Origin of the sequence: Agrobacterium deltaense RV3, from assembly GCF_900013505.1 — a bacterium.
Taxonomy (GTDB): domain Bacteria; phylum Pseudomonadota; class Alphaproteobacteria; order Rhizobiales; family Rhizobiaceae; genus Agrobacterium; species Agrobacterium leguminum.
The window spans coordinates 31,065-52,741 of the sequence record NZ_LT009745.1; the positions used below are offsets into that span (position 1 = coordinate 31,065).

A 21,677-nucleotide genomic window follows, 5' to 3' on the forward strand; every position below is an offset into this window, starting at 1 on the left:
ATCGCAGTTGCATTAAGTGGACAGAGCGTGCCTGACCGTAAATCGCCACTCGCGCCTTTAAGGCATTTGACTTACAGACGAATCTGGATCGCCAGCCTTGCCTCGAATTTCGGCGGACTGATCCAGGCGGTGGGCGCCGCATGGATGATGACCTCGCTTTCGAGTTCCGAAAACATGATCGCGCTGGTGCAGGCCTCCACCTCTTTGCCGATCATGCTGTTCTCGTTGATTTCAGGCGCGCTGGCCGACAGTTTCGACCGTCGCCGCATCATGATTTCGGCGCAGCTCCTGATGCTGACGGCCTCCGTGCTGCTCACCGTCTTTGCCTGGTCCGGCTGGCTCACGCCCTGGCTGCTTCTCTTCTTCACCTTCATGATCGGCTGCGGCACCGCGCTCAACAATCCGTCCTGGCAGGCATCCGTCGGCGAGATGGTTCCACGCGAGGATTTGCCCGCCGCCGTGACGCTCAACAGCGTCGGTTTCAATATCACCCGCAGTGTCGGCCCGGCCATCGGCGGCATCATCGTCGCGGCCGCCGGTGCTGCCGCCGCGTTTTTTGTGAATGCGCTGAGCTATTTCACCCTGATCTATGCGCTGTTTCGCTGGCAACCGCCGAAATATGCCTCGACCCTGCCACGCGAGCAGCTTCTGGCCGCCATTTCGGCCGGCATGCGTTATGTGGCGATGTCGCCCAATATCGGCAAGGTGCTGGTGCGCGGCTTCCTTTTCGGCCTTTCCGCCAGCGCCATCCTTGCCTTGATGCCCATCGTCGCCCGCGATCTGGTCGAGGGCGGCCCTCTGACCTATGGCGTCATGCTGGGCGCCTTCGGCGTCGGCGCGATTGGCGGTGCGCTGATCAGCGCCAGATTGCGCGAGGTCCTGTCCAGCGAATGGATCGTGCGCGTCGCATTTCTAGGCTTCGCCTTCAGCGCTGGCGTAACGGCGGTGAGCACGAGTGCGATCATCACGTCGCTGGTGCTCACCGTTGCCGGTGCCTGCTGGGTTCTGGCGCTGTCGCTCTTCAACACCATCGTCCAGCTCTCCACCCCGCGCTGGGTGGTTGGCCGGGCGCTCTCGCTCTACCAGACGCTCACCTTCGGCGGCATTGCGGTCGGCAGCTGGCTGTGGGGCGAGCTGGCGGAAGATTACGGCATTTCCTATTCGCTGCTCTGTTCGTGCGCGCTGATGTTGCTTGGCGTCGTCGTCGGCCTAAAGCTCGCCATGCCGGCCTTTGCTTCGCTCAACCTCGATCCGCTCAACCGCTTCGTTGAACCGCCGCTGAGGTTGGATATCAAGCCGCGCAGCGGCCCCATCGCCATCCTCATCGACTATGAAATCCATGACGAGGACCTCGGCGAATTTCTGCCACTGATGGCCGAGCGTCGCCGTATCCGCATCCGGGACGGTGCCCGCAACTGGAACCTTATGCGCGATCTCGAAAACCCTGACATCTGGACCGAAAGTTACCATGTGCCGACATGGGTGGAATATGTCCGCCACAACCACCGCCGCACCCAGGCGGATGCGGAGGCCTGGGACCGGCTGCTGGAGCTTCACCGCGGCAAGACACGGCCGCGCGTGCACCGGATGATCGAGCGGCAGACCATTCCGCCGACCGACGATATCTTTCACAAGCCCCATACGGATCAGCATTGAGAGGCCGGGAGAGGCAGAAACGGGCCAGGTAAAAAAGGCTATTGGGTCCTTGCCATAACCCTCGACGTCATCCTCGGGCTTGTCCCGAGGATCCAACCACGTATCGTTAAATCAATCGGTTGCAGATGCTCGGGACAAGCCCGAGCATGACGACGGGGAGGTTTTCCGACGTCGCCCGTAACGTGCTATTTCAGCTTAGCCTTCAGGCTTGCATCCGGAAAACATGTCGGCGCAAGGCCGTTTTTCGCCTGCCAGTCGCCGAGTGAGCGACGCGTCTTGAAACCGGCCAGCCCATCTGCCTTGCCGACATCGTAACCCTTGGCAACCAGAGCCTTCTGCATGGCCAGCACGTCGGAGCGCAGCATCGATCCGACATTGCCCCATTCACCCTTGAACGGGCCTGCCCCATGGGCGATGCGGTCGGCGAGATTGCCGATGAACAGCGCGTAGAGATCGGAGTTATTATATTCCTTGATGACGTAAAAATTAGGCGTCACCACAAATTCCGGTCCATGCCGCCCAGCCGGCACCAGCATCATGCCGTCGGCGGTCAGGTCGTTGGCGGGAAAGGCTTTTCCGGAAATGCGGGCAATGCCCATCTTCGCCCAGTCGGCCACCGGCCGGGCAAGATCAGGGCCTTCCTGCGCGCAGGAGACATTGGCGGGGATCGATACTTCGAAACCCCAGTCACGATTACGTTGCCAGCCGCGCTGCGAAAGATAGTTTGCTATGGATGCCAGCGCATCCGGCACGGAGTTCCAGATATCGCGATGGCCGTCGCCATCGAAATCCACGGCATATTTGAGATAGCTCGACGGCATGAATTGCGGCTGGCCGAGCGCGCCGGCCCAGGAGCCCATCATGCGCGAAGCTGCGATATCGCCGCTTTCGACGATCTTCAGCGCATCGATCAGCTCGGCGCGGAACATCTCCTTGCGGGTCGACATATAGGCTTTTGTGGCCAGAACATCGACCACGGAATGCGGCAGTTTTGCCCGGCCGAAGCCGGATTCGCGGCCCCAGATCGCAACGACGATATCACCGGGCACGCCGTATTTCGCCTCGATCCTGCGCAGCGTCGCGGCGTGGGTGGCGGCAAGCGAGCGGCCGGTGCCCGCCAATCCCTGCAGCCGTTTTTCCGAGAAATAGGCGCCCGGCGAGGAGAATTCCGCCTGACTCTGGCTCTGTTCCTTCGGGGGCTTCTGGCCGGGAATGACGAGATCAGGCAGGTTCCAGCTGATGGAAAGACCGCTGAGCGTGGCCTCAAGTGTTTTCTGCGATATGCCGGCCTTGCGGGCTTCCGGCCAGATTTCCTTTTTCAGCCAGACGTTAAATTCGGCGTCGTATCGGGCCGCGGCTGCACCTGTCGGTGCCGATTGCGCCAAGGCCGTCGTTGCTGAAAAAACGGAAAGAAGTGCAGCCAGTGCCTTCGGGGCAAAATGGTTTCGCATTCGGTCTCCTCTTTGAATAACGGGGAGGGAGGGTGGCTTCAGATCGTCGTGCGCGCCCGAAGCGCCGCCGTCAATGTGCCTTCGTCGAGATAATCGAGCTCACCACCCACCGGCACGCCATGCGCAAGCCGGGTGATCTTGATGTCGAGACCGGAAAGGCGGTCGGTGATGTAGTGGGCGGTTGCCTGCCCCTCCACCGTCGCATTGACGGCGATGATAAGCTCGCGGATACCGCCGGCGCTGACACGGTCGATCAGGCCCTTGATATTCAAATCCTCCGGCCCGACGCCGTCGAGCGGCGACAGCGTGCCGCCCAGCACGTGATAGGCGGTGTTCATCGCACCCGTCCGCTCCAGCGCCCAAAGATCCGACACGTCTTCCACCACGATGATGACCGACTGGTCGCGCCGGTCGTCAGTGCAGACGGTGCAGGGATCGATCGTATCGACATTGCCGCAGCAGGAGCAGATCTTCACCTTGTCATAGGCCTCGCCCATGGCATGACCCAGCGGCCCGAGAAGCTGTTCCTTCTTCTTGATCAGATGCAACGCCGCCCGCCGCGCCGAACGGGGCCCAAGCCCCGGCACTTTTGCCAGAAGCTGGATCAGTTTTTCGATTTCGGGACCGGTGACTCGTTTTGCCATGAGCGCTTTCTACTGCATAAATCGGGAAACGGGAATCATGAAGCGCAAAGGGCAGTCCATGAAAATCAGGGCGGTATGCCGGGGCGAGGCAAAAAGCCTGCCGGGAAAGACGGCGAAGACGGGAATCTTCAAACATGCCGTGCAGGGCCCGGTCATGGTGGATGCCGAAGGTATCGTCAGCGACGCCGTCTGCAATCGCAAACATCACGGCGGTCCGGATCAGGCGATTTACGTTATGGGGTCCGTCGATCTCGATTTCTGGTCACGCACGCTGGGTTTTGTCGTCGAACCCGGATTTTTCGGCGAAAACCTCGTGCTGGAGGGGGTGGACAGCGCGAAACTCCATGTCGGCGACAGGTTCTCGGCCAGCGAAGTCGTGCTGGAGGTAACCGCCGCCCGCATTCCCTGCGCCACCCTGTCGGCCCGCATCGGCGATCCGGACTTCGCACCGCGCTTCCGGCAGGCGGGCCAGCCGGGTTTTTATTGCCGGGTGCTGAAAGGTGGAATGCTCGCCGCCGGGGAGGATATCGCCTTCGCACCCTATCAGGGAACGAAACTGCCGATACCGACTATTCTCCAGCGCTTCCGCCCCATGCAGTTCAATATGGCTGAACGCGCAGCCTATCTCGAAACGCCGCTTGCCACCCGGTTCCGCGCGATGCTGGAAGTCTAGACCTTTTCCAGACGTGAGGACGGCGTGCATCACGCCATCCTCTTCGATCGGATTATATCAGAATGGGAACTTCATGCCGGGCGGCAGCGGCAGGCCGGCGGTCAGGCCGGCCATCTTTTCCTGCGCCTGCGCTTCGCCCTTTTCTTTGGCGTCCTTGTGAGCAGCCACGATCAGGTCTTCGAGGATTTCCACCTCGTCTTCCTTGAACAGCGAAGGATCGATTTTCAGGCCGCGCATTTCGCCCTTGCCGTTGAGAATGACGGTCACGAGACCGCCGCCAGCCCTGCCTTCGACTTCAAGGGCAGCGATTTCTTCCTGCACCTTCTCCATCTTGGACTGCATTTCCTTGACCTTGCCCATCATGCCCATGATGTCACGCATGTGCCAATCTCCTGTTCTTTTTGTTTAAAACTCGATGTCGTCGCCGGGAAGGATGTCGCCTTCGCTCGATTCGGCAACCGATGGCGGCGCGATTTCTTCCGCCTCATCCTGTGCGGCGGCGCGGATGCGCACATCGGTGATCTTTGCGCCGGGAAACTGCGCCAGAATGGCGGCAACGTCAGGATCCTGACGCGCATCGACAAGACGGGCATCCCGGGCGTTGCCTTCGGCCTCGACAAGGGTCGGCTCGCCCTGTTCCTTGCTGAGGCTGATGATCCAGTGGATACCGGTCCATTCCTTGAGCTTGACGCCGAGTTCGCCGGGAAGCGATCCGGGCGCGCCTTCGCCGAGGCGCATATCAAGCCGGCCGGGCTCCAGCCGCACCAGCCGCACAAAGTTGCGCACCTTCGCCCGCATGACGGGATCGCGGTTCTTCTGGCACAGATCGGCAATATCCTGCACCGAAGTAACGGGAACCTTCGGCTCCGGCCGTTCTTCGGTTTTCGGTGCCGCGACCTGCATCTCCTGCGGGCGGCTATCCGGAACGGCGCGCAGCACGGCGGAGGTCTGCGGCGTCGCCTGGCGCTGGGCGGGAAGATCGACAGGTCTTCCCGCGGCCACGGCCTGTCCCGACGAATAGGCGCGCGCACCGCCGCCATTGCCGCCACCCGAAGGTCCGCCATTGGCGTAACCGCCGTCACCGTTCGAAAGCTCCGCCAAGCGCCGGGCAGCGTCTTCCGGAGCCGGCAGATTGGCGGCGTGCGAAAGCCGGATCAGCACCATTTCGGCCGCACCCGCCGGGCGCGAGGCGTTTTCCGTTTCCGGAATGCCCTTCAGCAACATCTGCCAGATGCGCGACAGCGCCGTTACCGCAATCGTCTCGGCAAATTCCGCACCCCGCACGCGCTCGATCTCGGAAAGCGAGGGATCTTCCGCCGCGTCAGGCACATATTTCATGCGGGTGACGAGATGGGTGAAATCGGCAAGATCGTTCAATACGACAACGGGGTTTGCACCCGCCTCATATTGCCCGTTGAATTCCGAAAGGGCGGCTGCGACATCGCCTTTGACGACATGCTGGAAGAGATCGACGATACGTGCACGGTCGGCAAGGCCGAGCATGCCCCGCACCGCTTCGGCTTCCACGCGCCCGCCGCCATGGGCAATGGCCTGATCGAGCAGGGAAAGGCCGTCACGCGCGGAACCTTCGGCAGCGCGGGCGATCATCGAAAGCGCCTGCGGGTCGGCCTCGAAACCTTCCTTGCCGGCAATGGCGGTGAACAGGCCGACCAGATCGGCGGCGCTGATGCGACGCAGATCGAAGCGCTGGCACCGCGACAGAACGGTGATAGGAACCTTGCGGATTTCGGTGGTTGCGAAGATGAATTTCACATGCTCCGGCGGCTCTTCCAAGGTCTTCAGAAGACCGTTGAAAGCCTGCGTCGAGAGCATGTGCACTTCGTCGATGATATAGACCTTGTAGCGCGCCGAAACCGGGCGGTAACGCACCTGTTCGATGATCTCGCGAATATCGTCGATACCGGTATGGGAGGCGGCGTCCATCTCGATCACGTCGACATGCCGGCCTTCCATGATCGCCTGGCAATGTTCACCGGGAATGCGCAGGTCGATGGTCGGCTTGTCGATGGTGTCGGTCTTGTAGTTCAGCGCGCGGGCGAGAATGCGGGCCGTGGTCGTCTTGCCCACGCCGCGAACGCCGGTCAGCATATAGGCCTGCGCGATACGCCCCGTCTCGAAGGCATTGGTCAGCGTGCGGACCATCGGCTCCTGGCCGACCATCAGATCGGAAAAATCCTTGGGGCGATATTTGCGCGCCAGTACCCGGTAGCCGGTCCCGACCTGGGATTCGCTTGATGTGGTGGGTACGGTGTCGCTCATTGCCTCGCCAGTTTGTTTTGCCAGTTGTCTTGGGGCGCTGAACTGGCCCGGCGAAAGCTGAGCACGTCTTTTAAAAAAGGTGGGAGGCTGGCACGGCGACCCGTGCCGGGCTCGTTAGGGCTGCTTCCTTCCGGACCTGACCCGGTTGGCGAGTGGCTCGTCCACCACCAACCTCCCGGGGCCACATATCGGCAATATCGAAAGCAAATGCAAGCCAAGCCTTCAAAAAACTGCTATCACAATGAAAACAAACATGGAGGACACCTTGGAGACATTCCGGCTGGACGACAGACTGGCGCGCGACAGTGTGCTTGTGACGCGTTTGGGACTATGTGAACTGCGTTTGCAAAACGACAACCGCTGGCCCTGGCTGGTGCTGGTGCCGCAGCGAGACGGTGTCAGTGAACTATTCGATCTCACCCCGCTTGATCAGGCCGTGCTGACATTCGAGACCAATCTCGTCGCGTCTGCCTTGAAAGAAATCACCCGAGCCACCAAGATCAATGTCGGTGCTTTGGGCAATATCGTCCGGCAGCTTCATGTCCACATAATCGCTCGCAATGAAGGCGACACCTGCTGGCCGGGTCCAATCTGGGGTCACGGAACGCCTGTGCCCTATGCCGCGGGCGAAAAGGAAAGCTTGATGAAAAAAATCTCCGGCGCGCTCTGATGATTTCCATGAAAATTTTTGAAACCACTGCCCCCCATCCCGAAGCAAGCCTGCTGACAGCCTTTTCCAAGAACGCCCTCGACCGTTTCGCTGAAAAGCGGACGGAAGAGTGCGTTGCCGATGCGCTGAAAGTAGACGGCACCCATATTTTCGCTTTCTCGGGCAACCGGCTGGTCCTGAAGCATGACGAACAGGTCATCGACCCCCTGTTTTCCGCCTACGAGCTGGCCGAATTGCAGCCGGATTTCGACAATGCCGTGCTTCTCGGATATCGCGAAACCGGCGAGCCGAGAATTGCGGTGCCGGTTGCCGTTGCCGAAGACCAACTGGCGAGCCACTACAAGCTTGCCGACGCCCGCACGCTTTATCGCGACCATCTTCTCGATGAGGAATTGCTGAGCGAGGTTGCCCAGGCCGTCAGCCTTACCCACTGGAACGCCGACAATCGGTTTTGTGGAAAGTGCGGCGGCACCATGGAGCCGCGTATCGGCGGCTACAAGCGTATCTGCGCCGCCTGCAATCACACCATTTTTCCCCGCACCGATCCCGTCGTCATCATGATGACGATCGATATCGAGCGCGATCTTTGCCTGCTTGGCCGTGGTGCGCATTTTGCACCGGGCATGTATTCGTGCCTTGCCGGTTTTGTGGAGCCGGGGGAAACCCTCGAGCAGGCCGTCCGCCGCGAAACGCATGAGGAATCCGGCGTCGAAATCGGCCGCGTACGGTATCACGCCTCCCAGCCCTGGCCGATGCCGCATACGCTGATGATCGGCTGTTATGCCGAGGCACTGTCTTTCGATATTGCCCGCGATGAGATCGAACTGGAGGATTGCCGCTGGTTCACACGGGCGGAAGTCGCCAAGATGCTGGAGACGGCAACGGGCGAGGGCTTTTCCGCGCCTCCCGGCGGCGCAATAGCGCACCGTTTGATGCGCGACTGGGTGGAATGGACGAAATAATCGCGTTCGGCAGGCTCAACCCTGGTTGAGCTTGCCGCGCATCGCATGGCCCTTGTAGACGCCGAGAATGCGAACTTTTTCGGAGAAAAAGCGCAACTCGTCCAGCGCATGCCGCACCGGCTCGTCATCGGGATGGCCTTCAATATCGGCATAAAACTGCGTCGCCACGAATTTGCCGCCGAGCTGGTAGCTTTCGAGCTTCGTCATGTTGATGCCGTTCGTCGCAAAGCCGCCCATGGCCTTGTAGAGCGCGGCCGGAATGTTACGGACGTTGAAGACAAAGGTGGTGACGACGATTTCGTCGCTCGACTGACGCTTGGCCCAGTTTTCATCGCGGGAAAGCACCACGAAACGCGTGACGTTGTTTTCCGAATCCTCGACGTTTTCAGCGAGAATATCGAGGCCGTAGAGATTGGCGGCAAGGCGCGGCGCAAGTGCCGCCATGCTGCGGTCGCCCTTTTCGGACACCAGTCTCGCGGAACCCGCCGTATCGCCGGCGATGACGGGCTTCCAGCCGTTCGAACGGATGATTTTCCGGCACTGACCAAGCGCGTGAATGTGGCTGTGGACGGTGCGGATCTCGTCCTTCTTCACGCCCGGCATCACCATCAACTGGAAGCGGATCGGCATGAAATATTCGCCGATGATGTGCAGGCGCGATTCCGGTAGCAGGTGATGAATATCCGCAACGCGGCCGGCCAGCGTGTTCTCTATCGGGATCATGCCGAGATCGGCTTCGCCATTTTCAATGGCGTTGAAGGCATCCTCGAATGTCGGGCACGGCAAAGGCTCCATATCCGGGAACATGTCGCGGCAGGCCATATCGGAATTCGCGCCGAATTCGCCCTGGAAGGCAATGCGATTTGTGCTCAAGGTCATGGGACTGTCCGTTAGAGGGTTCTGCTTGCGAGAATTTTGCGGGCTTTTTCCAGATCGTGCGGCGTGTCCACGCCGAGCGGTACGGAACTGACGATTTCGACGTCGATGCGCATCCCCGCTTCCAGCGCGCGCAGCTGTTCCAGCCGCTCGCGTTTTTCCAGCGGCGAGGGCGGCAGGCTCACGAATGTCTCGAGTGCTGCGCGGCGATAGGTATAAAGTCCGATGTGATGATAAAGCGGGCCATCGCCATAAGGGGCGGTGGTGCGGGTAAAATAAAGCGCGCGCAATCGCGATTCGGAAAGCGGGCTGCCCACCACTTTTACCACGTTCGGATTGGTTTTTTCTTCCTCGTCGGTGATTTCGACCGTCAGTGTCGCAATATCGACGGCGGCATTTTCCAGCGGACGCAGCGAAGCGCGGATCGTCTCCGCTTCGATGGTCGGAAGATCGCCTTGGACATTGATGACATATTCCGCCTTGCCATAGGGATCGGCTTTCTGCAGCGCTTCGAAAATGCGGTCCGAGCCGGATTGATGGTCGTCGCGGGTCATCATCACGTCGAAACCGGCATTTTTGACGGCCGAAAACACCTGTTCGTCATCGACGGCCACAACGATTCGCTCCGCGCCGGCCTCGCGCGCGCGCAGCGCCACCTGCACGATCATCGGCTTGCCCCCGATGTCGGCGAGCGGCTTGCCCGGCAGGCGCGTGGATGCCATCCGCGCCGGTATGAGGACGACAGCTTTCTCGAAATCCCGATTCTTCATCCGACACCCTTCAAATCCCGCCCGAAAAGTGTCAAAACGTCACGGTGTGGGGAGCATTATTCAAGTTGCGCAGGCTGTGCAAAAGCCATAGCTTTCGAGCAATTTCAAGATGCCCGTTATATCAAGCGGATGCGAGGGAGCGCATATAGATGAATTCTTATGTAAATATGGGCGTTGGGGCGTTGCTTGGCACGGTTTTCGTCCTGATGTCGGTGTCGATTGCGTCTGAGGGCATTTTCCATGCGCCTGCGCCCGAAAAGGAAGGTTACGCCATTGCTGCGGCAGAGGGTGGCGGCGAAGCAGCCGGCGGAGAAACCGCTGCCGCGGCGACGCCGATTGCGCAATTGCTTGCGAGCGCCGATGCAGCCAAGGGCGAGACGGTCTTCAAGAAGTGTACGAGCTGTCATACCGGAGAGAGTGGTGGTGCAAACAAGGTCGGCCCCAATCTCTTCGATATCGTCAACCGGCCGATCGCCAGCCATGAAGGTTTCAGCTACTCCGCAGGGATGAAGGATTTCTCCAAGGGCGGTTCCGTGCATTGGGATTACGATCATCTCAGCTTCTTCCTCGAAGCTCCCAAGAAACACGTTCCCGGCACGGCCATGGGCTTTGCGGGCGTGAAGAAGGAGACGGAACGCGCCGATCTCATCGCTTATCTGCGGACGCTGTCGGCAAACCCGGCGCCGCTTCCGGATCCCGCTGCGGCTCCCGCGCCGACAAACTGATTGTCATGATGATCTCATGAAAAAAGCCCGGCATCGCTGCCGGGCTTTTTATTGTTGCATCGGCCGATCGCGGCCGCGGAAGTGGCACCTGAAAATCAGAATCCCTTGCCGCCGCGCAACTCGGAAATCACAGTTCCGACCATGATCTTGATATCCAGCCAGAGCGAAAAATTGTCGACGTAATAAAGATCGGAGACGATTCGGGCCCGCGCCTTGTCGCTGCGATCCGTCGGGCCACGCAATCCCCGCATCTGGGCAAGGCCGGTAATGCCCGGCCGCACCCGGTGCCGCATGTGGTAGTGCGGCACCAGCTCCTCATAAAGACGGCCGGCCGCCAGCATGCCGATGGCATGGCAGCGGGGCCCGACCAGCGACATATCGCCTTTCAGTACATTAAGAAGCTGCGGTAGTTCGTCGATATTCGTGCGGCGAAGAACCGCGCCGATCCTGGTTATTCTGGGGTCGTTCTTCACCGTCTGCGCCACGCCGGTAGCGTCGCAAAGATCGGTCCTCATGGAGCGGAATTTATAGACACGGATTTTCCGCCCGTTCATGCCCCAGCGGACCTGCGAAAACAGGACCGGTCCCTTGCTGTCGAGTTTGACCATCACTGCCACGATGAGCAGCACCGGTGCGAGTGCGACAAGGGCGATGGACGCCCCCGCAATATCCATCGTTCTTTTGAGCGCGAACTGGCCGCGCAGGAATGCGGAGACGGTTTTTTCCGAAGAGGGAGGTTGCGTTTCCGGCGATTCGAAAGTGGTGGCTGCGGAATAGGAGGCACCGTAAAAAACGGCATGCGATGAGCCTTTAGTACCCAGCATAATATAAAGCCCTGAAAAGTTATTTTGATAGAAGAAAATTAATTTATATGAACGATTGATAATTCATTTACCGTAAAAAGTCATCCGAAATGTAACCGCCCCGGTGCAAATGGCAATCTACGGTTAATGCAACTGCACGCAGATGTTGCAGGGCCGACATCCTCTCCGCCCGTGGCTGCGGAGACGGCCTGTCCCATGGAACCAAAACCTGCAAAATCGGGAATTTTCGTGCCGCGCTGGCGAAACGCCAGCGGCCCTGAGCCAAGCGCCTTTCGACCACTCTAAGCCGTCAGTTTCCCATCAGAATATCGAGCAGGGTCGTCTGCTTCGGTCCGGATGGTGCCTGACCGCCGATATCGGCCGGTGGTACAGGCCCGTTGCCGGCTGAATAGCCGGGTTCGATATCGCGGGAAGGGATATTTGCCGGCGGCATCGGCACACCGGGCTGATTCGGGTTTGGTGCAACCGGGGCTTCGGGATAGGCGCGCGTATCCACCGTTCCGCCGCCGAGCGCATTGGAAATGATATCGCCGATGGAGGAGGGCGCGCTTTCCGGCGCCGGCTGCTGCATTTCCCCAAGCGGCGGCACGCCGCCGGCGCCAAGCCCGAAGAGCGGTGAGGGCGAAAGCCCTGAATGGGCGGCGGTCATGAAATCTTTCCAGGCCTTTGCGGGAAGCCCGCCACCGGTGACCTTCTTCATCGACGTGCCGTCGTCATTGCCGAACCAGACGCCGGTGGTCAGGTTGCTTGTGTAGCCGACAAAAAGGGCGTCGCGGAACGATTGCGTCGTGCCGGATTTTCCTGCCGCCTGCCAGCCCTGTAGCCGTGCCGCCTTGCCGGTGCCTTCGGTAATGACGCGCGACAGCATGCTGTTCATGGTCGCGGCTATCTCTTCGCTCAGGACGCGCGGCGGGTTGTCGTATTTGTTTTCGTAAAGCACCTTGCCATCCGCATCGGTGATGCGTTTGACGATATGCGGCGTCGCCTTGTAGCCTCCATTCATGAAGGGGGCGTAGGAGGCCGTCAGCTCCATCAGCGACACTTCCGAGGTGCCGAGCGCGATGGAGGCATTGTTCTGCAGCTCGGATTCGATGCCCATGCGATGCGCCACCTGGGTCACACGATCCGGACCCACTTCCATCACCAGCTGCGCGGCAATGGTGTTCAGCGAATTGGCGAGCGCGGTGGCGAGCGTCACTTCGCCTCGATATTTCTTCTCGTAATTTTCCGGGGTCCAGTTGCCGATACGAACAGGCGCGTCGTTACGAACGGTATAGGGAGTGAGCCCGGATTCGAGCGCGGCGACGTAAACGAAGGGCTTGAATGCGGAGCCGGGTTGCCGTTTTGCCTTGGCGGCGCGGTTGAACTGGCTTTCGGCATAATCCGCCCCGCCCACCACGGCCCGGATCGCGCCCGTGCCATCGATGGAAACCAGCGCCGCCTGCGAAGCGCCCTGCTTCTTGCCATCGCCCTGCAGCACGTGGGTTAGCGCCTTTTCGGCGTCGCGCTCGAGATTGGGATCGATGGTCGTGTCGACCACGATGTCCTGCTTGACCTCGCCAACGAGGTTGCGCACTTCCTCCAGCACCATATCGGCGGCGTAATGTTCGGCGCCAGACCAGAACCGTTTCGCCTTGGTCGGCGGCTGCGACATGGCGGTCTTGATTTCATCGTCGGTGATGAAGCCGACATCGCGCATGGATTGCAGCACGACCTGCGCCCGCTCTTCCGCCGCCTGCGGATCGCGTGCCGGCGAAAGGCGCGAGGGCGCTTTAAGAAGCCCGGCGAGCATGGCCGCCTCGCCCAGATTGACGTCGCGCGCGGATTTGTTGAAGTAGCGCCGCGAGGCCGCCTCGACGCCATAGGCGTTGGAGCCGAAATAGACGCGATTGAGATACATCGCGAGAATCTGGTCCTTGGTGAATTTATGCTCCAGCCAGAAGGACAGCAGCACTTCCTGAACTTTGCGTTCCAGCGTGCGATCCGGCGAGAGGAACAGGTTTTTCGCGAGCTGCTGCGTCAGCGTCGAGCCGCCCTGCACGGTTCGTCCCGTCAGCACATTCGTGACGATGGCGCGTCCCAGACCGAGCGGATCGACCCCAAAATGCGAATAAAACCGCCGGTCCTCAATGGCCATGACGGCCTGCGGAATATAGGGCGACATATCTTCCAGCGCGAGCGCCTCGCCGCCGGTGGTGCCGCGATTGGCCAGCACGCTGCCATTCACCGAAACGATCTTCACATTCGGCGGGCGTTCGGGAATGGACCAGCTGCTGGCGCTCGGCATGCGCGCGCCGTAATAGAGAACGAGACCTGCAACACCGATGCCGCCCCAGATGCCAAGTACGATGCACCAATAGACGAGGGAGCGAATGAAGCCCGTCGCGCCGCGGCCGGAGCTGCGGGTGCGCTTTTCTTTTTTCGTGGATTTGGTGCGGCCGGATGTCGGCTTCGGTTTTCCGGCTTGCTGCTTTGTGGTTCCGCTGATGCGCTCGCTGGCGTCGAGGCGCAGGTCATCACCGGACTCGTGGAAATCCCCGAAGGAGGGTTCTACCCGTTCGCGTGATTTACCCTTGCCTGCCATCCAGCCGAAGTCGCTCCTATTCGCGAAACCGCGCGCATCCCGTTCGTGTTTTTTCAGGCTCCTATGCCTGCGCGATCCTTAATCCAGGATGAAGAGTTTAAATGCGGCAATTTAAGGCGGGGTTAAGTCCTGTCCGGATCAAATCGGCGTCATTGGCAGACGTCGACCCATTCCGCTCCCGTCAATTCGGCCATCACCTCCGGCGAAATCTTCACCGCCGCATTGGTGGCGCCGGCCGCGGGAACCACCTCATGATAGTTTTTCAGGGAGACATCGCAAAACACCGGAAGCGGGGAGGGCAGGCCGAAAGGGCACACGCCGCCGATGGGATGGCTGGTCACCGCAACCACCTCTTCCGGCCCGAGCATGCGCGGCTTTGCGCCGAAATGATCGCGGAATTTGCGGTTGTCGAGCCGCTTCGTGCCGGCAGCGACGACGAGAAGAATGGTTTCACCCGCCTTCAGGCAAATGGTTTTCGCAATCTGGTCGGGGTCGACACCATGCGCTTTAGCGGCCAGCGCAACCGTCGCCGAACTCGTTTCGGTTTCGATCACGGCAACCTCGGGCGACTTTTCGGTGAAAAAGGCTCTTACGGATTCGATGGACATGCGTATTTATTAGGCGTTACGCGGAGAAGCTTCAAGTCACCCCGGAACAGCTATGCATTTAGCGCAATGCTGCGCTGCGATGAAACGTCTGTTTTTTAAGCGGCGATCCTGTATCTTCAAATCATCGAAGCGACGCACTCCTCCTCCCAGCGTCGCCCGATTGGACTGACAATACTCCTCCTCCCAATTGTCAGTCAGTTTCAAGAACCCGGCGCACCTCCTCCCGCGCCGGGTTTTTGCTTTTTGGCGTTCCTGTTGTCTGGCTCCCTGCTGAACCCTGACAAGATGGTCGTGTTCAAAGAAACTTGACTTTCAGCCCCTTCCAACCTAGGTACTTCGCCATCGATATTTGTTTGACGACCAGAGCTTCGGCGTCTTTTTAGACGCTCACGACGATCTTTTCCTTCAAATTCGACCCAAGTCCGCACTGCTCGCAGTGCAAATACAATTGCCAACGGAAGGAAATCGTTATGGCGACTGGTACAGTAAAGTGGTTCAACGCAACCAAGGGCTACGGCTTCATTCAGCCTGACGACGGTTCGCAGGACGTATTCGTTCACATCTCCGCTGTTGAGCGCGCTGGTCTGACCGCCCTCAACGACGGCCAGAAGCTCTCCTACGAGCTGATGCAGGATCGCCGCTCGGGCAAGATGTCCGCAGGCAACCTCGTTGCTGCCTGATAAGCGCTTTGGCCCGAAAGGGTCATTCGTATGAATGGAAAGGCCGGATTTTTCCGGCCTTTTTCTTTTGCAGGAAGGGGCTGGACCGGTTGCCCTTGAAAAAGCCGGGTCACATACCAATATAGGGTTCAACAGTGCTTCGGACCGGAACTGCCGGGAATGGCGCTTTTAAAAGTGCCGCTGCTGTTGCGTTAACCAAAGATTAACCAAAGCAGCCGATCCTGAGTTGGAAAGCAGCGTCGATATCTTTGACGCGCTCTGGAGCATCAGACCGTTTGAACGCTTTGACCACGGATGTACTGGCATTGACGGAAAACGGATGGAAAGGTCGGGCTTGCCCGGCCTTTTTGTTTATGTGCCGAGGAGGTGCCGAATATTCGGCACCTCCTCCTTATTTTCAGGATTATTTCGCCGCGAGCGCGTCGAGAATACGGACCCAGGAGCGAATGCCCTTGTGGAAGGACTGCAGGTCGTATTTTTCATTCGGCGAATGAATACGGTCATCGGTAAGTCCGAAGCCGACAAGCAGCGAATCCATTCCCAGCATCTTCTGGAAATCGCCGACGATCGGGATCGAGCCACCCATACCGATGACGACGGCAGGTTTTGGCCACTCTTCCGAAAGCGCGTTTTTGGCTTTGGTCAGTACGGGCGAATCGTAGGACAGCTGGATGGCGGGTGAGCCGCCATGTTCGTGGAACTCCACGGAGCAATCGGCGGGAATCTTCGAGCGCACATAGGCCCGGAAGCTTTCACGAATGGCCGCAGGGTCCTGCTCGCCGACGAGGCGGAAAGACACCTTGGCGGAGGCCTTGGCGGCGATCACGGTCTTGAAACCATCGCCGGTATAGCCGCCGATAATGCCGTTGACTTCCGCCGTCGGCCGCGCCCAGGTCTGCTCCAGCACGGAGCGACCCTTTTCACCCGAGGGAACCGAAAGGCCGACTTCGCCGAGAAAGGCTTCGGCCGTGCGGCCCAGAGTCTCCCAGGAGGCCTTGATGTTAGCGGGGGTTTCTTCCACGCCGTCATAAAAGCCGGAAAGCGTTACCCGGCCAGTCTCGTCATGCAGGCCGGCGAGAATGTCGGTGAGGATGTGAATGGGGTTTGCCGCCGCCCCACCGAACAGACCGGAATGCAGATCGCGGTCGGCTGCGGTGATTACGACTTCTTCGCCGACCAGGCCGCGAAGGGCTGCGGCAATGGCGGGTGTATCCCGGTCCCACATGCCGGTATCGCAGACCAGCGCATAATCGGCCTTCAGTTCTTCCGCATTGGCTTCGAGGAAAGGCTTCAGCGACGGCGAGCCGGATTCTTCTTCGCCTTCAAAGAGAATGGTGACGCGCACCGGCATGCCGCCATTGACAGCCTTGTACGCCCGGCATGCCTCCACGAAGGTCATCAGCTGGCCCTTGTCGTCCGCCGTTCCGCGTCCGGTAATCACCTGCCGGCCGGCGCCGATATCCTTGACCGCGGGTTCGAACGGATCGTTTTCCCAAAGCTCGAGCGGATCGACCGGCTGGACGTCATAATGGCCGTAGAAAAGCACATGCGGCGCGTCCTTGGTGGCCGCATCGTGATGCGCCACGACCATGGGGTGGCCGGCGGTATCGCGCACGGAGGCCGTAAAGCCGAGCGCCGAAAGCGTTCTGACCAGCCACTCCGCCGCCTTGCGGCATTCCGCCTTGTAAGCGGGGTCCGTCGAAATCGACGGAATGCGTACGAGCTCGAACAGTCGCTCAAGGCTGGAGGTGAGATTGTTGTCGGCGGTGGAAAGAATGGGGGAAACGTCTGTCATCGCTGATCCTGTCATGTCTGTCGTGACCCGGCGATAAGACGAAACATCCGGGCATCGCGCATCGCGGGAAACAAGGGGGCCGGCGCGTCGTGAATCGGCAAACGTGCGGCCGGCGGAACGATAGAGCAGTTCAGGGAAAGTGCGAAGCGGTTTCGGGCTGTAAATGCTATTTCGCTTTTTTGGCGCTTTCGATCGCCCGGCGCATATATTCCAGCAGAAGCTGCCTCTCGAAACGCCGGAAATCCTTGAGCAGCGCGTCTTCGGTGGCTTCGGAGGCGGCAATGGCGTTGGCTTCCAGATCCCTGCCGCGCTGGGTCAGTTCGATGATCTGGGCACGGCGGTCGCTTGGATGGGATTTGCGGACGATCAGCCCGTCGCGCTCCATGCGCGAGAGCGTATTGGCGAGTGTCGCCTGTTCGACATCGATTCTATCGAGCAATTGCCGCTGGGTCAGGCCGTCCTCATGCCAGAGTTCGATGAGGATGGGGAATTGTCCGGGCGAGAAACCCAGGGCGGCGGCTCTTTTCTGCAGCGCCATGGTAAATTCCCGCGCCATTTTCGAAGCGAGATAGATTGCCGATTCGTCCCGGGAAAAACCCATTTTTCCGCCCATAAAGCATCACGGCCGGCTAAGCCCGGCAAGTCGATAGCGCGATATATATCGCATGATATGTTTAGGCCAGCCTAAACAGGGCGCAAAATAAAACCGCCATGGCCGGGAGGGGTCGGCCATGGCGGTCATATTGGAGGACAAAGGCCCGGAGAGGGGGAAAGGCCTTTGTCCGGTCTGACGCGGCGGGGGACGAGCCAGCTATCAGACTACGGCGTGATCAGGCGCCGTCCCCTATGAAATGTGTCTGCAAATGCGGCTTTTCAAGGGAAGGGCGGATTACAAATCGGTAACGTTCAAGTGAATTTTGCAGGCCTGTGGTACCGCCTCATTCCCCGCTCTTTACGGTGCGTTGTGCGAAGTTTCGGTAGACGTCAAAACGGCCCCGCGCTATCCATGCTACCCATGAAAAAAGGCGATCATCTCTTCCTCGTTGACGGTTCCGGTTTCATTTTCCGGGCCTTCCATGCAATCCCGCCGCTGAACCGCAAGTCGGACGGGCTGCCGGTCAACGCCGTCTCCGGGTTCTGCAACATGTTGTGGAAGCTGCTGAAGGATGCGCGCAATACCGATGTCGGCGTGACGCCCACCCATTTTGCGGTGATTTTCGACTATTCGTCGAAGACTTTCCGTAACGAGCTTTATGATCTCTACAAGGCCAACCGCACAGCGCCGCCGGAAGATCTGGTGCCGCAATTCGGCCTGATCCGGGAGGCGACGCGCGCCTTCAACCTTCCCTGCATCGAGACCGAAGGCTTCGAGGCGGACGATATCATCGCCACCTATGCCCGGCAGGCCGAGGCGATCGGCGCCGATGTTACGATCATCTCCTCCGACAAGGATCTGATGCAGCTCGTCACGGCCAATGTACACATGTACGACGCCATGAAGGACAAGCAGATCGGCATTCCGGACGTTGTCGAGAAGTGGGGCGTAGGCCCTGAAAAGATGATCGACCTGCAGGCGATGACCGGCGATTCCACCGATAATGTTCCGGGCATTCCCGGCATCGGCCCGAAGACGGCGGCGCAATTGCTGGAGGAATACGGCGATCTCGATACGCTGCTGGCGCGGGCAGGCGAAATCAAGCAGCAGAAGCGCCGCGAAAATATCATCGCCAATGCGGAGCTTGCGCGCCTTTCCAGACAGCTTGTAGCGCTCAGAACCGATGTGCCGCTGGATCAGTCTCTCGAAGCGCTGGTGCTCGAACCGCAGAACGGCCCGAAACTGATCGCCTTCCTGAAGGCGATGGAATTCACGACGTTGACACGCCGGGTTGCCGAGGCAACCGAAACCGACGCTTCCGCCATCGACCCCGCCAATGTGCCGGTACAATGGGGTGCCGATGCCCATGGTCCCGATCTCGATGCGCCGGCCGCTGCCGTGAAGGCTGGCGAAGTGGCCACTAGCGTCGCCGGCGCTTCGGCTTGGCCTGCCGCTCCGGCAAGGAAAGTAACGGGGGAGGGCAGCGCCCCCGCTGATCTCGCCACAGCGCGACAGGCGCTTTTTTCCGCCGCCAAGATCGATACGAATGCCTATCTGACGATCAGGGACCTTGCGACGCTCGACCGCTGGATCGCGGCCGCCCGGGAAACAGGCGTCGTCGCCTTCGATACGGAAACGACCTCGCTCGACCCGATGCAGGCGGAACTTGTCGGTTTTTCTCTGGCGATTGCCGATAACGGCAAGGATGCCACGGGCACCGATATCCGGGCCGCTTATGTTCCTTTGACGCACAAGACCGGTTCCGGCGGCGATCTCTTCAGCGACGGCATCAAACTGGCCGAAGGGCAGGTGCCCTTTGCCGAGGCGCTGGCGCGTCTGAAGGACCTGCTCGAGGATGAGGCCGTTCTGAAGGTCGCGCAGAACCTGAAATATGACTATCTGCTGATGAAACGCCACGGCGTCATCATGCAGAGCTTCGACGACACGATGCTGATTTCTTATGTCCTCGAGGCCGGCAAGGCCACGCATGGCATGGATTCGCTGTCCGAACGCTGGCTCGGCCACACGCCGATCGCCTATAAGGACGTGGCGGGATCGGGTAAGTCGAGCGTCACCTTCGATTTTGTCGATATCGACAAGGCAACCGCTTATGCTGCGGAAGATGCCGATGTCACCCTGCGGCTCTGGATGGCGCTGAAGCCGAGGCTTGTTTCGGAACGGCTGACCAAGGTTTACGAGCGGCTGGAGCGCCCCCTCGTGCCGGTTCTGGCGCATATGGAAGAGCGCGGCATCACCGTCGACCGGCAGATTCTCTCGCGTCTTTCCGGCGAACTCGCCCAGAAGGCTGCGTCCTTCGAAGAGGAAATCTACGAGCTGGCGGGCGAGCGTTTCAACATCGGATCGCCAAAGCAGCTTGGCGATATTCTGTTTGGCAAGATGGGCCTGCCGGGCGGTTCCAAAACCAAGACCGGGCAATGGTCGACATCAGCGCAGGTTCTCGAAGATCTCGCGGCGGAAGGCGTTGAACTGCCACGCAAGATCGTCGACTGGCGGCAGCTGACGAAGCTGAAATCCACCTATACGGATGCACTGCCCGGATATATCCATCCCGAGACGAAACGGGTGCATACGTCCTATGCGCTCGCCTCCACCACCACCGGACGCCTGTCTTCCTCGGAGCCGAACCTTCAGAACATCCCGGTTCGCACCGCCGAAGGCCGCAAGATCCGCACGGCCTTCATCACCACGCCAGGACACAAGCTTCTGTCGGCCGATTACAGCCAGATCGAACTGCGCGTGCTGGCCCATGTTGCCGATATTCCGCAGCTGCGCAACGCCTTCGAAAACGGCATCGACATTCATGCCATGACGGCATCGGAAATGTTCGGCGTGCCGGTGGAAGGCATGCCGTCGGAAGTGCGCCGCCGCGCCAAGGCCATAAACTTCGGCATCATCTACGGCATTTCCGCCTTTGGCCTCGCCAACCAGCTCAGCATCGCCCGCTCCGAAGCCGGCGACTATATCAAGAAATATTTCGAGCGCTTTCCCGGCATTCGCGATTACATGGAGGCGACCAAAGCCTTCGCCCGCGAAAACGGCTATGTCGAAACGATTTTCGGCCGCCGCGCGCATTATCCGGAAATCCGCTCTTCCAATCCTTCGGTAAAAGCCTTCAACGAACGCGCGGCCATCAACGCGCCGATCCAGGGCTCGGCTGCCGATATCATCCGCCGGGCCATGGTCCGCATCGAGCCTGCGCTGGAGGCCGAAAAGCTTTCCGCCCGCATGCTTTTGCAGGTGCATGACGAACTCATCTTCGAAGTCGAGGAAGCGGAAATCGAAAAGACCTTGCCGGTCGTCGTCTCCGTCATGGAAAACGCGGCCATGCCGGCGATTTCCATGAGGGTGCCGCTCAAGGTGGATGCCCGTGCGGCTGACAATTGGGATGAGGCGCACTAACTGGCGAACCGGCTTTCTGTGGATTCCGGGATATGAACCACTTCAAGGGGCATGTCGTTTTCGATAGGACGTGAGCCGTGATTTGCGATGCCTGAGGGCGGCTCGCCGCGCTGATTCCGTTGAATCGGAAAAAATGTGCGTCAGGGCTGGTCAAAGTCCGTTTGGGCATGTATAAGCGCGCCAAATTTCCGATATCGAGACATCCGACATTCGGCCTTTGGTTCTGGCCGGTTCCGTTGTTTCGCCGCTTAAGTGGAGTAACAAAAATGGCTGTACCAAAAAGAAAAACAAGCCCGTCCAAGCGCGGTATGCGCCGCTCGGCTGACGGTCTCAAGTCTGCGACCTACGTTGAAGACAAGAACTCCGGCGAACTGCGCCGTCCGCACCATATCGATCTGAAGACCGGTATGTATCGCGGCCGTCAGGTTCTGACGCCGAAGGAAAGCGCATAAGCTTTTCTGAAA

19 protein-coding genes and 1 other RNA gene are annotated in these 21,677 nt (G+C 59.7%); 8 read left to right on the top strand and 12 right to left on the bottom strand.

Features of this window, described 5'->3' with window-relative positions; genetic code table 11:
- Positions 1-27 precede the first annotated feature (27 nt).
- On the top strand, positions 28-1,656 hold the full coding sequence (locus AGR7B_RS00140; RefSeq protein ID WP_004439071.1) for an MFS transporter: 1,629 nt from the start codon (positions 28-30) through the stop codon (positions 1,654-1,656).
- Between the two features lie 185 nt (positions 1,657-1,841).
- On the opposite strand, the gene AGR7B_RS00145 is transcribed toward AGR7B_RS00140, so the two are convergent.
- Positions 1,842-3,107, bottom strand: coding sequence for a lytic murein transglycosylase (locus tag AGR7B_RS00145; RefSeq protein WP_080855752.1), 1,266 nt, complete (start codon positions 3,105-3,107; stop codon positions 1,842-1,844).
- 38 nt (positions 3,108-3,145) lie between these two features.
- Complete coding sequence (gene recR, locus AGR7B_RS00150) at positions 3,146-3,751, bottom strand: recombination mediator RecR (RefSeq protein WP_003524309.1); 606 nt, start codon at positions 3,749-3,751, stop codon at positions 3,146-3,148.
- A gap of 37 nt (positions 3,752-3,788) precedes the next feature.
- Here recR and AGR7B_RS00155 point away from each other — a divergent pair, with 37 nt between their 5' ends.
- Positions 3,789-4,424 (top strand): MOSC domain-containing protein, encoded by a 636-nt coding sequence (locus AGR7B_RS00155; RefSeq protein ID WP_162933996.1) that lies wholly within the window; start codon positions 3,789-3,791, stop codon positions 4,422-4,424.
- A 57-nt stretch (positions 4,425-4,481) separates the two neighbouring features.
- Here the strand turns inward: AGR7B_RS00155 and AGR7B_RS00160 are convergent, their stop codons facing one another.
- From AGR7B_RS00160 to ffs, 3 genes are all read right to left on the bottom strand, one after another.
- The gene (locus tag AGR7B_RS00160) at positions 4,482-4,805 is read right to left on the bottom strand and encodes a YbaB/EbfC family nucleoid-associated protein (RefSeq protein ID WP_003507179.1); all 324 of its coding nucleotides are present in this window, start codon (positions 4,803-4,805) and stop codon (positions 4,482-4,484) included.
- A 24-nt stretch (positions 4,806-4,829) separates the two neighbouring features.
- Positions 4,830-6,704, bottom strand: a complete 1,875-nt coding sequence (locus AGR7B_RS00165) for a DNA polymerase III subunit gamma/tau (RefSeq protein ID WP_078051463.1) — start codon at positions 6,702-6,704, stop codon at positions 4,830-4,832.
- A 79-nt stretch (positions 6,705-6,783) separates the two neighbouring features.
- Positions 6,784-6,880: signal recognition particle sRNA small type (ffs, locus tag AGR7B_RS00170), an RNA gene on the bottom strand.
- A 65-nt stretch (positions 6,881-6,945) separates the two neighbouring features.
- Between ffs and AGR7B_RS00175 the strand changes: the two genes are divergently transcribed.
- Positions 6,946-7,374, top strand: a complete 429-nt coding sequence (locus AGR7B_RS00175) for an HIT domain-containing protein (protein WP_162933997.1) — start codon at positions 6,946-6,948, stop codon at positions 7,372-7,374.
- The gene (nudC, locus tag AGR7B_RS00180) at positions 7,374-8,336 is read left to right on the top strand and encodes an NAD(+) diphosphatase (protein ID WP_080855753.1); all 963 of its coding nucleotides are present in this window, start codon (positions 7,374-7,376) and stop codon (positions 8,334-8,336) included. The genes AGR7B_RS00175 and nudC overlap by 1 nt, the downstream gene beginning before the upstream one ends.
- Before the next feature lie 15 nt (positions 8,337-8,351).
- Here nudC and AGR7B_RS00185 read toward each other — a convergent pair whose 3' ends face one another.
- On the bottom strand, positions 8,352-9,215 hold the full coding sequence (locus tag AGR7B_RS00185) for a prephenate dehydratase (RefSeq protein ID WP_003524315.1): 864 nt from the start codon (positions 9,213-9,215) through the stop codon (positions 8,352-8,354).
- A gap of 11 nt (positions 9,216-9,226) precedes the next feature.
- Positions 9,227-9,982, bottom strand: coding sequence for a 3-deoxy-manno-octulosonate cytidylyltransferase (locus AGR7B_RS00190; RefSeq protein WP_065654786.1), 756 nt, complete (start codon positions 9,980-9,982; stop codon positions 9,227-9,229).
- A 149-nt stretch (positions 9,983-10,131) separates the two neighbouring features.
- Between AGR7B_RS00190 and AGR7B_RS00195 the strand changes: the two genes are divergently transcribed.
- Positions 10,132-10,707, top strand: coding sequence for a c-type cytochrome (locus tag AGR7B_RS00195; RefSeq protein ID WP_065654785.1), 576 nt, complete (start codon positions 10,132-10,134; stop codon positions 10,705-10,707).
- Between the two features lie 95 nt (positions 10,708-10,802).
- Here the strand turns inward: AGR7B_RS00195 and AGR7B_RS00200 are convergent, their stop codons facing one another.
- The 3 genes from AGR7B_RS00200 to AGR7B_RS00210 form a co-directional block, all read right to left on the bottom strand.
- The gene (locus AGR7B_RS00200) at positions 10,803-11,531 is read right to left on the bottom strand and encodes a sugar transferase (RefSeq protein WP_080855754.1); all 729 of its coding nucleotides are present in this window, start codon (positions 11,529-11,531) and stop codon (positions 10,803-10,805) included.
- 289 nt (positions 11,532-11,820) lie between these two features.
- On the bottom strand, positions 11,821-14,115 hold the full coding sequence (locus tag AGR7B_RS00205) for a transglycosylase domain-containing protein (RefSeq protein ID WP_065654783.1): 2,295 nt from the start codon (positions 14,113-14,115) through the stop codon (positions 11,821-11,823).
- A 149-nt stretch (positions 14,116-14,264) separates the two neighbouring features.
- A complete protein-coding gene (locus AGR7B_RS00210) occupies positions 14,265-14,723 on the bottom strand; it encodes a YbaK/EbsC family protein (RefSeq protein WP_080855755.1) in 459 nt (152 codons plus the stop codon).
- A gap of 470 nt (positions 14,724-15,193) precedes the next feature.
- Here AGR7B_RS00210 and AGR7B_RS00220 point away from each other — a divergent pair, with 470 nt between their 5' ends.
- The gene (locus AGR7B_RS00220; RefSeq protein ID WP_003492998.1) at positions 15,194-15,403 is read left to right on the top strand and encodes a cold-shock protein; all 210 of its coding nucleotides are present in this window, start codon (positions 15,194-15,196) and stop codon (positions 15,401-15,403) included.
- Positions 15,404-15,806: 403 nt separating this feature from the next.
- Here the strand turns inward: AGR7B_RS00220 and AGR7B_RS00225 are convergent, their stop codons facing one another.
- Both AGR7B_RS00225 and AGR7B_RS00230 read right to left on the bottom strand, forming a co-directional pair.
- Positions 15,807-17,198: a dipeptidase gene (locus tag AGR7B_RS00225; RefSeq protein WP_065654781.1), complete on the bottom strand. Its 1,392-nt coding sequence runs from the start codon at positions 17,196-17,198 to the stop codon at positions 15,807-15,809.
- Positions 17,199-17,364: 166 nt separating this feature from the next.
- Complete coding sequence (locus AGR7B_RS00230) at positions 17,365-17,799, bottom strand: MarR family winged helix-turn-helix transcriptional regulator (RefSeq protein WP_035259662.1); 435 nt, start codon at positions 17,797-17,799, stop codon at positions 17,365-17,367.
- Between the two features lie 414 nt (positions 17,800-18,213).
- Here AGR7B_RS00230 and polA point away from each other — a divergent pair, with 414 nt between their 5' ends.
- Entirely contained in the window at positions 18,214-21,213 is a 3,000-nt protein-coding gene (gene polA / locus AGR7B_RS00235) for a DNA polymerase I (RefSeq protein WP_080855757.1), read from the top strand.
- A gap of 266 nt (positions 21,214-21,479) precedes the next feature.
- Positions 21,480-21,665, top strand: coding sequence for a 50S ribosomal protein L32 (gene rpmF, locus AGR7B_RS00240; protein WP_003507205.1), 186 nt, complete (start codon positions 21,480-21,482; stop codon positions 21,663-21,665).
- Positions 21,666-21,677 lie beyond the last annotated feature (12 nt).

What these genes read in the sequence shown, in the direction of transcription:
- AGR7B_RS00205 (WP_065654783.1), bottom strand. Translation starts at nt 14,115, where the DNA reads ATGGCAGGCAAGGGTAAATCACGCGAACGGGTAGAACCCTCCTTCGGG.
- nudC (WP_080855753.1), top strand. Translation starts at nt 7,374, where the DNA reads ATGATTTCCATGAAAATTTTTGAAACCACTGCCCCCCATCCCGAAGCA.
- AGR7B_RS00195 (WP_065654785.1), top strand. Translation starts at nt 10,132, where the DNA reads ATGAATTCTTATGTAAATATGGGCGTTGGGGCGTTGCTTGGCACGGTT.
- AGR7B_RS00165 (WP_078051463.1), bottom strand. Translation starts at nt 6,704, where the DNA reads ATGAGCGACACCGTACCCACCACATCAAGCGAATCCCAGGTCGGGACC.
- AGR7B_RS00225 (WP_065654781.1), bottom strand. Translation starts at nt 17,198, where the DNA reads ATGACAGACGTTTCCCCCATTCTTTCCACCGCCGACAACAATCTCACC.
- AGR7B_RS00190 (WP_065654786.1), bottom strand. Translation starts at nt 9,982, where the DNA reads ATGAAGAATCGGGATTTCGAGAAAGCTGTCGTCCTCATACCGGCGCGG.
- AGR7B_RS00230 (WP_035259662.1), bottom strand. Translation starts at nt 17,799, where the DNA reads ATGGGTTTTTCCCGGGACGAATCGGCAATCTATCTCGCTTCGAAAATG.
- AGR7B_RS00175 (WP_162933997.1), top strand. Translation starts at nt 6,946, where the DNA reads ATGAAAACAAACATGGAGGACACCTTGGAGACATTCCGGCTGGACGAC.
- rpmF (WP_003507205.1), top strand. Translation starts at nt 21,480, where the DNA reads ATGGCTGTACCAAAAAGAAAAACAAGCCCGTCCAAGCGCGGTATGCGC.
- polA (WP_080855757.1), top strand. Translation starts at nt 18,214, where the DNA reads ATGAAAAAAGGCGATCATCTCTTCCTCGTTGACGGTTCCGGTTTCATT.
- AGR7B_RS00155 (WP_162933996.1), top strand. Translation starts at nt 3,789, where the DNA reads ATGAAGCGCAAAGGGCAGTCCATGAAAATCAGGGCGGTATGCCGGGGC.
- AGR7B_RS00160 (WP_003507179.1), bottom strand. Translation starts at nt 4,805, where the DNA reads ATGCGTGACATCATGGGCATGATGGGCAAGGTCAAGGAAATGCAGTCC.
- AGR7B_RS00200 (WP_080855754.1), bottom strand. Translation starts at nt 11,531, where the DNA reads ATGCTGGGTACTAAAGGCTCATCGCATGCCGTTTTTTACGGTGCCTCC.
- AGR7B_RS00220 (WP_003492998.1), top strand. Translation starts at nt 15,194, where the DNA reads ATGGCGACTGGTACAGTAAAGTGGTTCAACGCAACCAAGGGCTACGGC.
- recR (WP_003524309.1), bottom strand. Translation starts at nt 3,751, where the DNA reads ATGGCAAAACGAGTCACCGGTCCCGAAATCGAAAAACTGATCCAGCTT.
- AGR7B_RS00210 (WP_080855755.1), bottom strand. Translation starts at nt 14,723, where the DNA reads ATGTCCATCGAATCCGTAAGAGCCTTTTTCACCGAAAAGTCGCCCGAG.
- AGR7B_RS00185 (WP_003524315.1), bottom strand. Translation starts at nt 9,215, where the DNA reads ATGACCTTGAGCACAAATCGCATTGCCTTCCAGGGCGAATTCGGCGCG.
- AGR7B_RS00145 (WP_080855752.1), bottom strand. Translation starts at nt 3,107, where the DNA reads ATGCGAAACCATTTTGCCCCGAAGGCACTGGCTGCACTTCTTTCCGTT.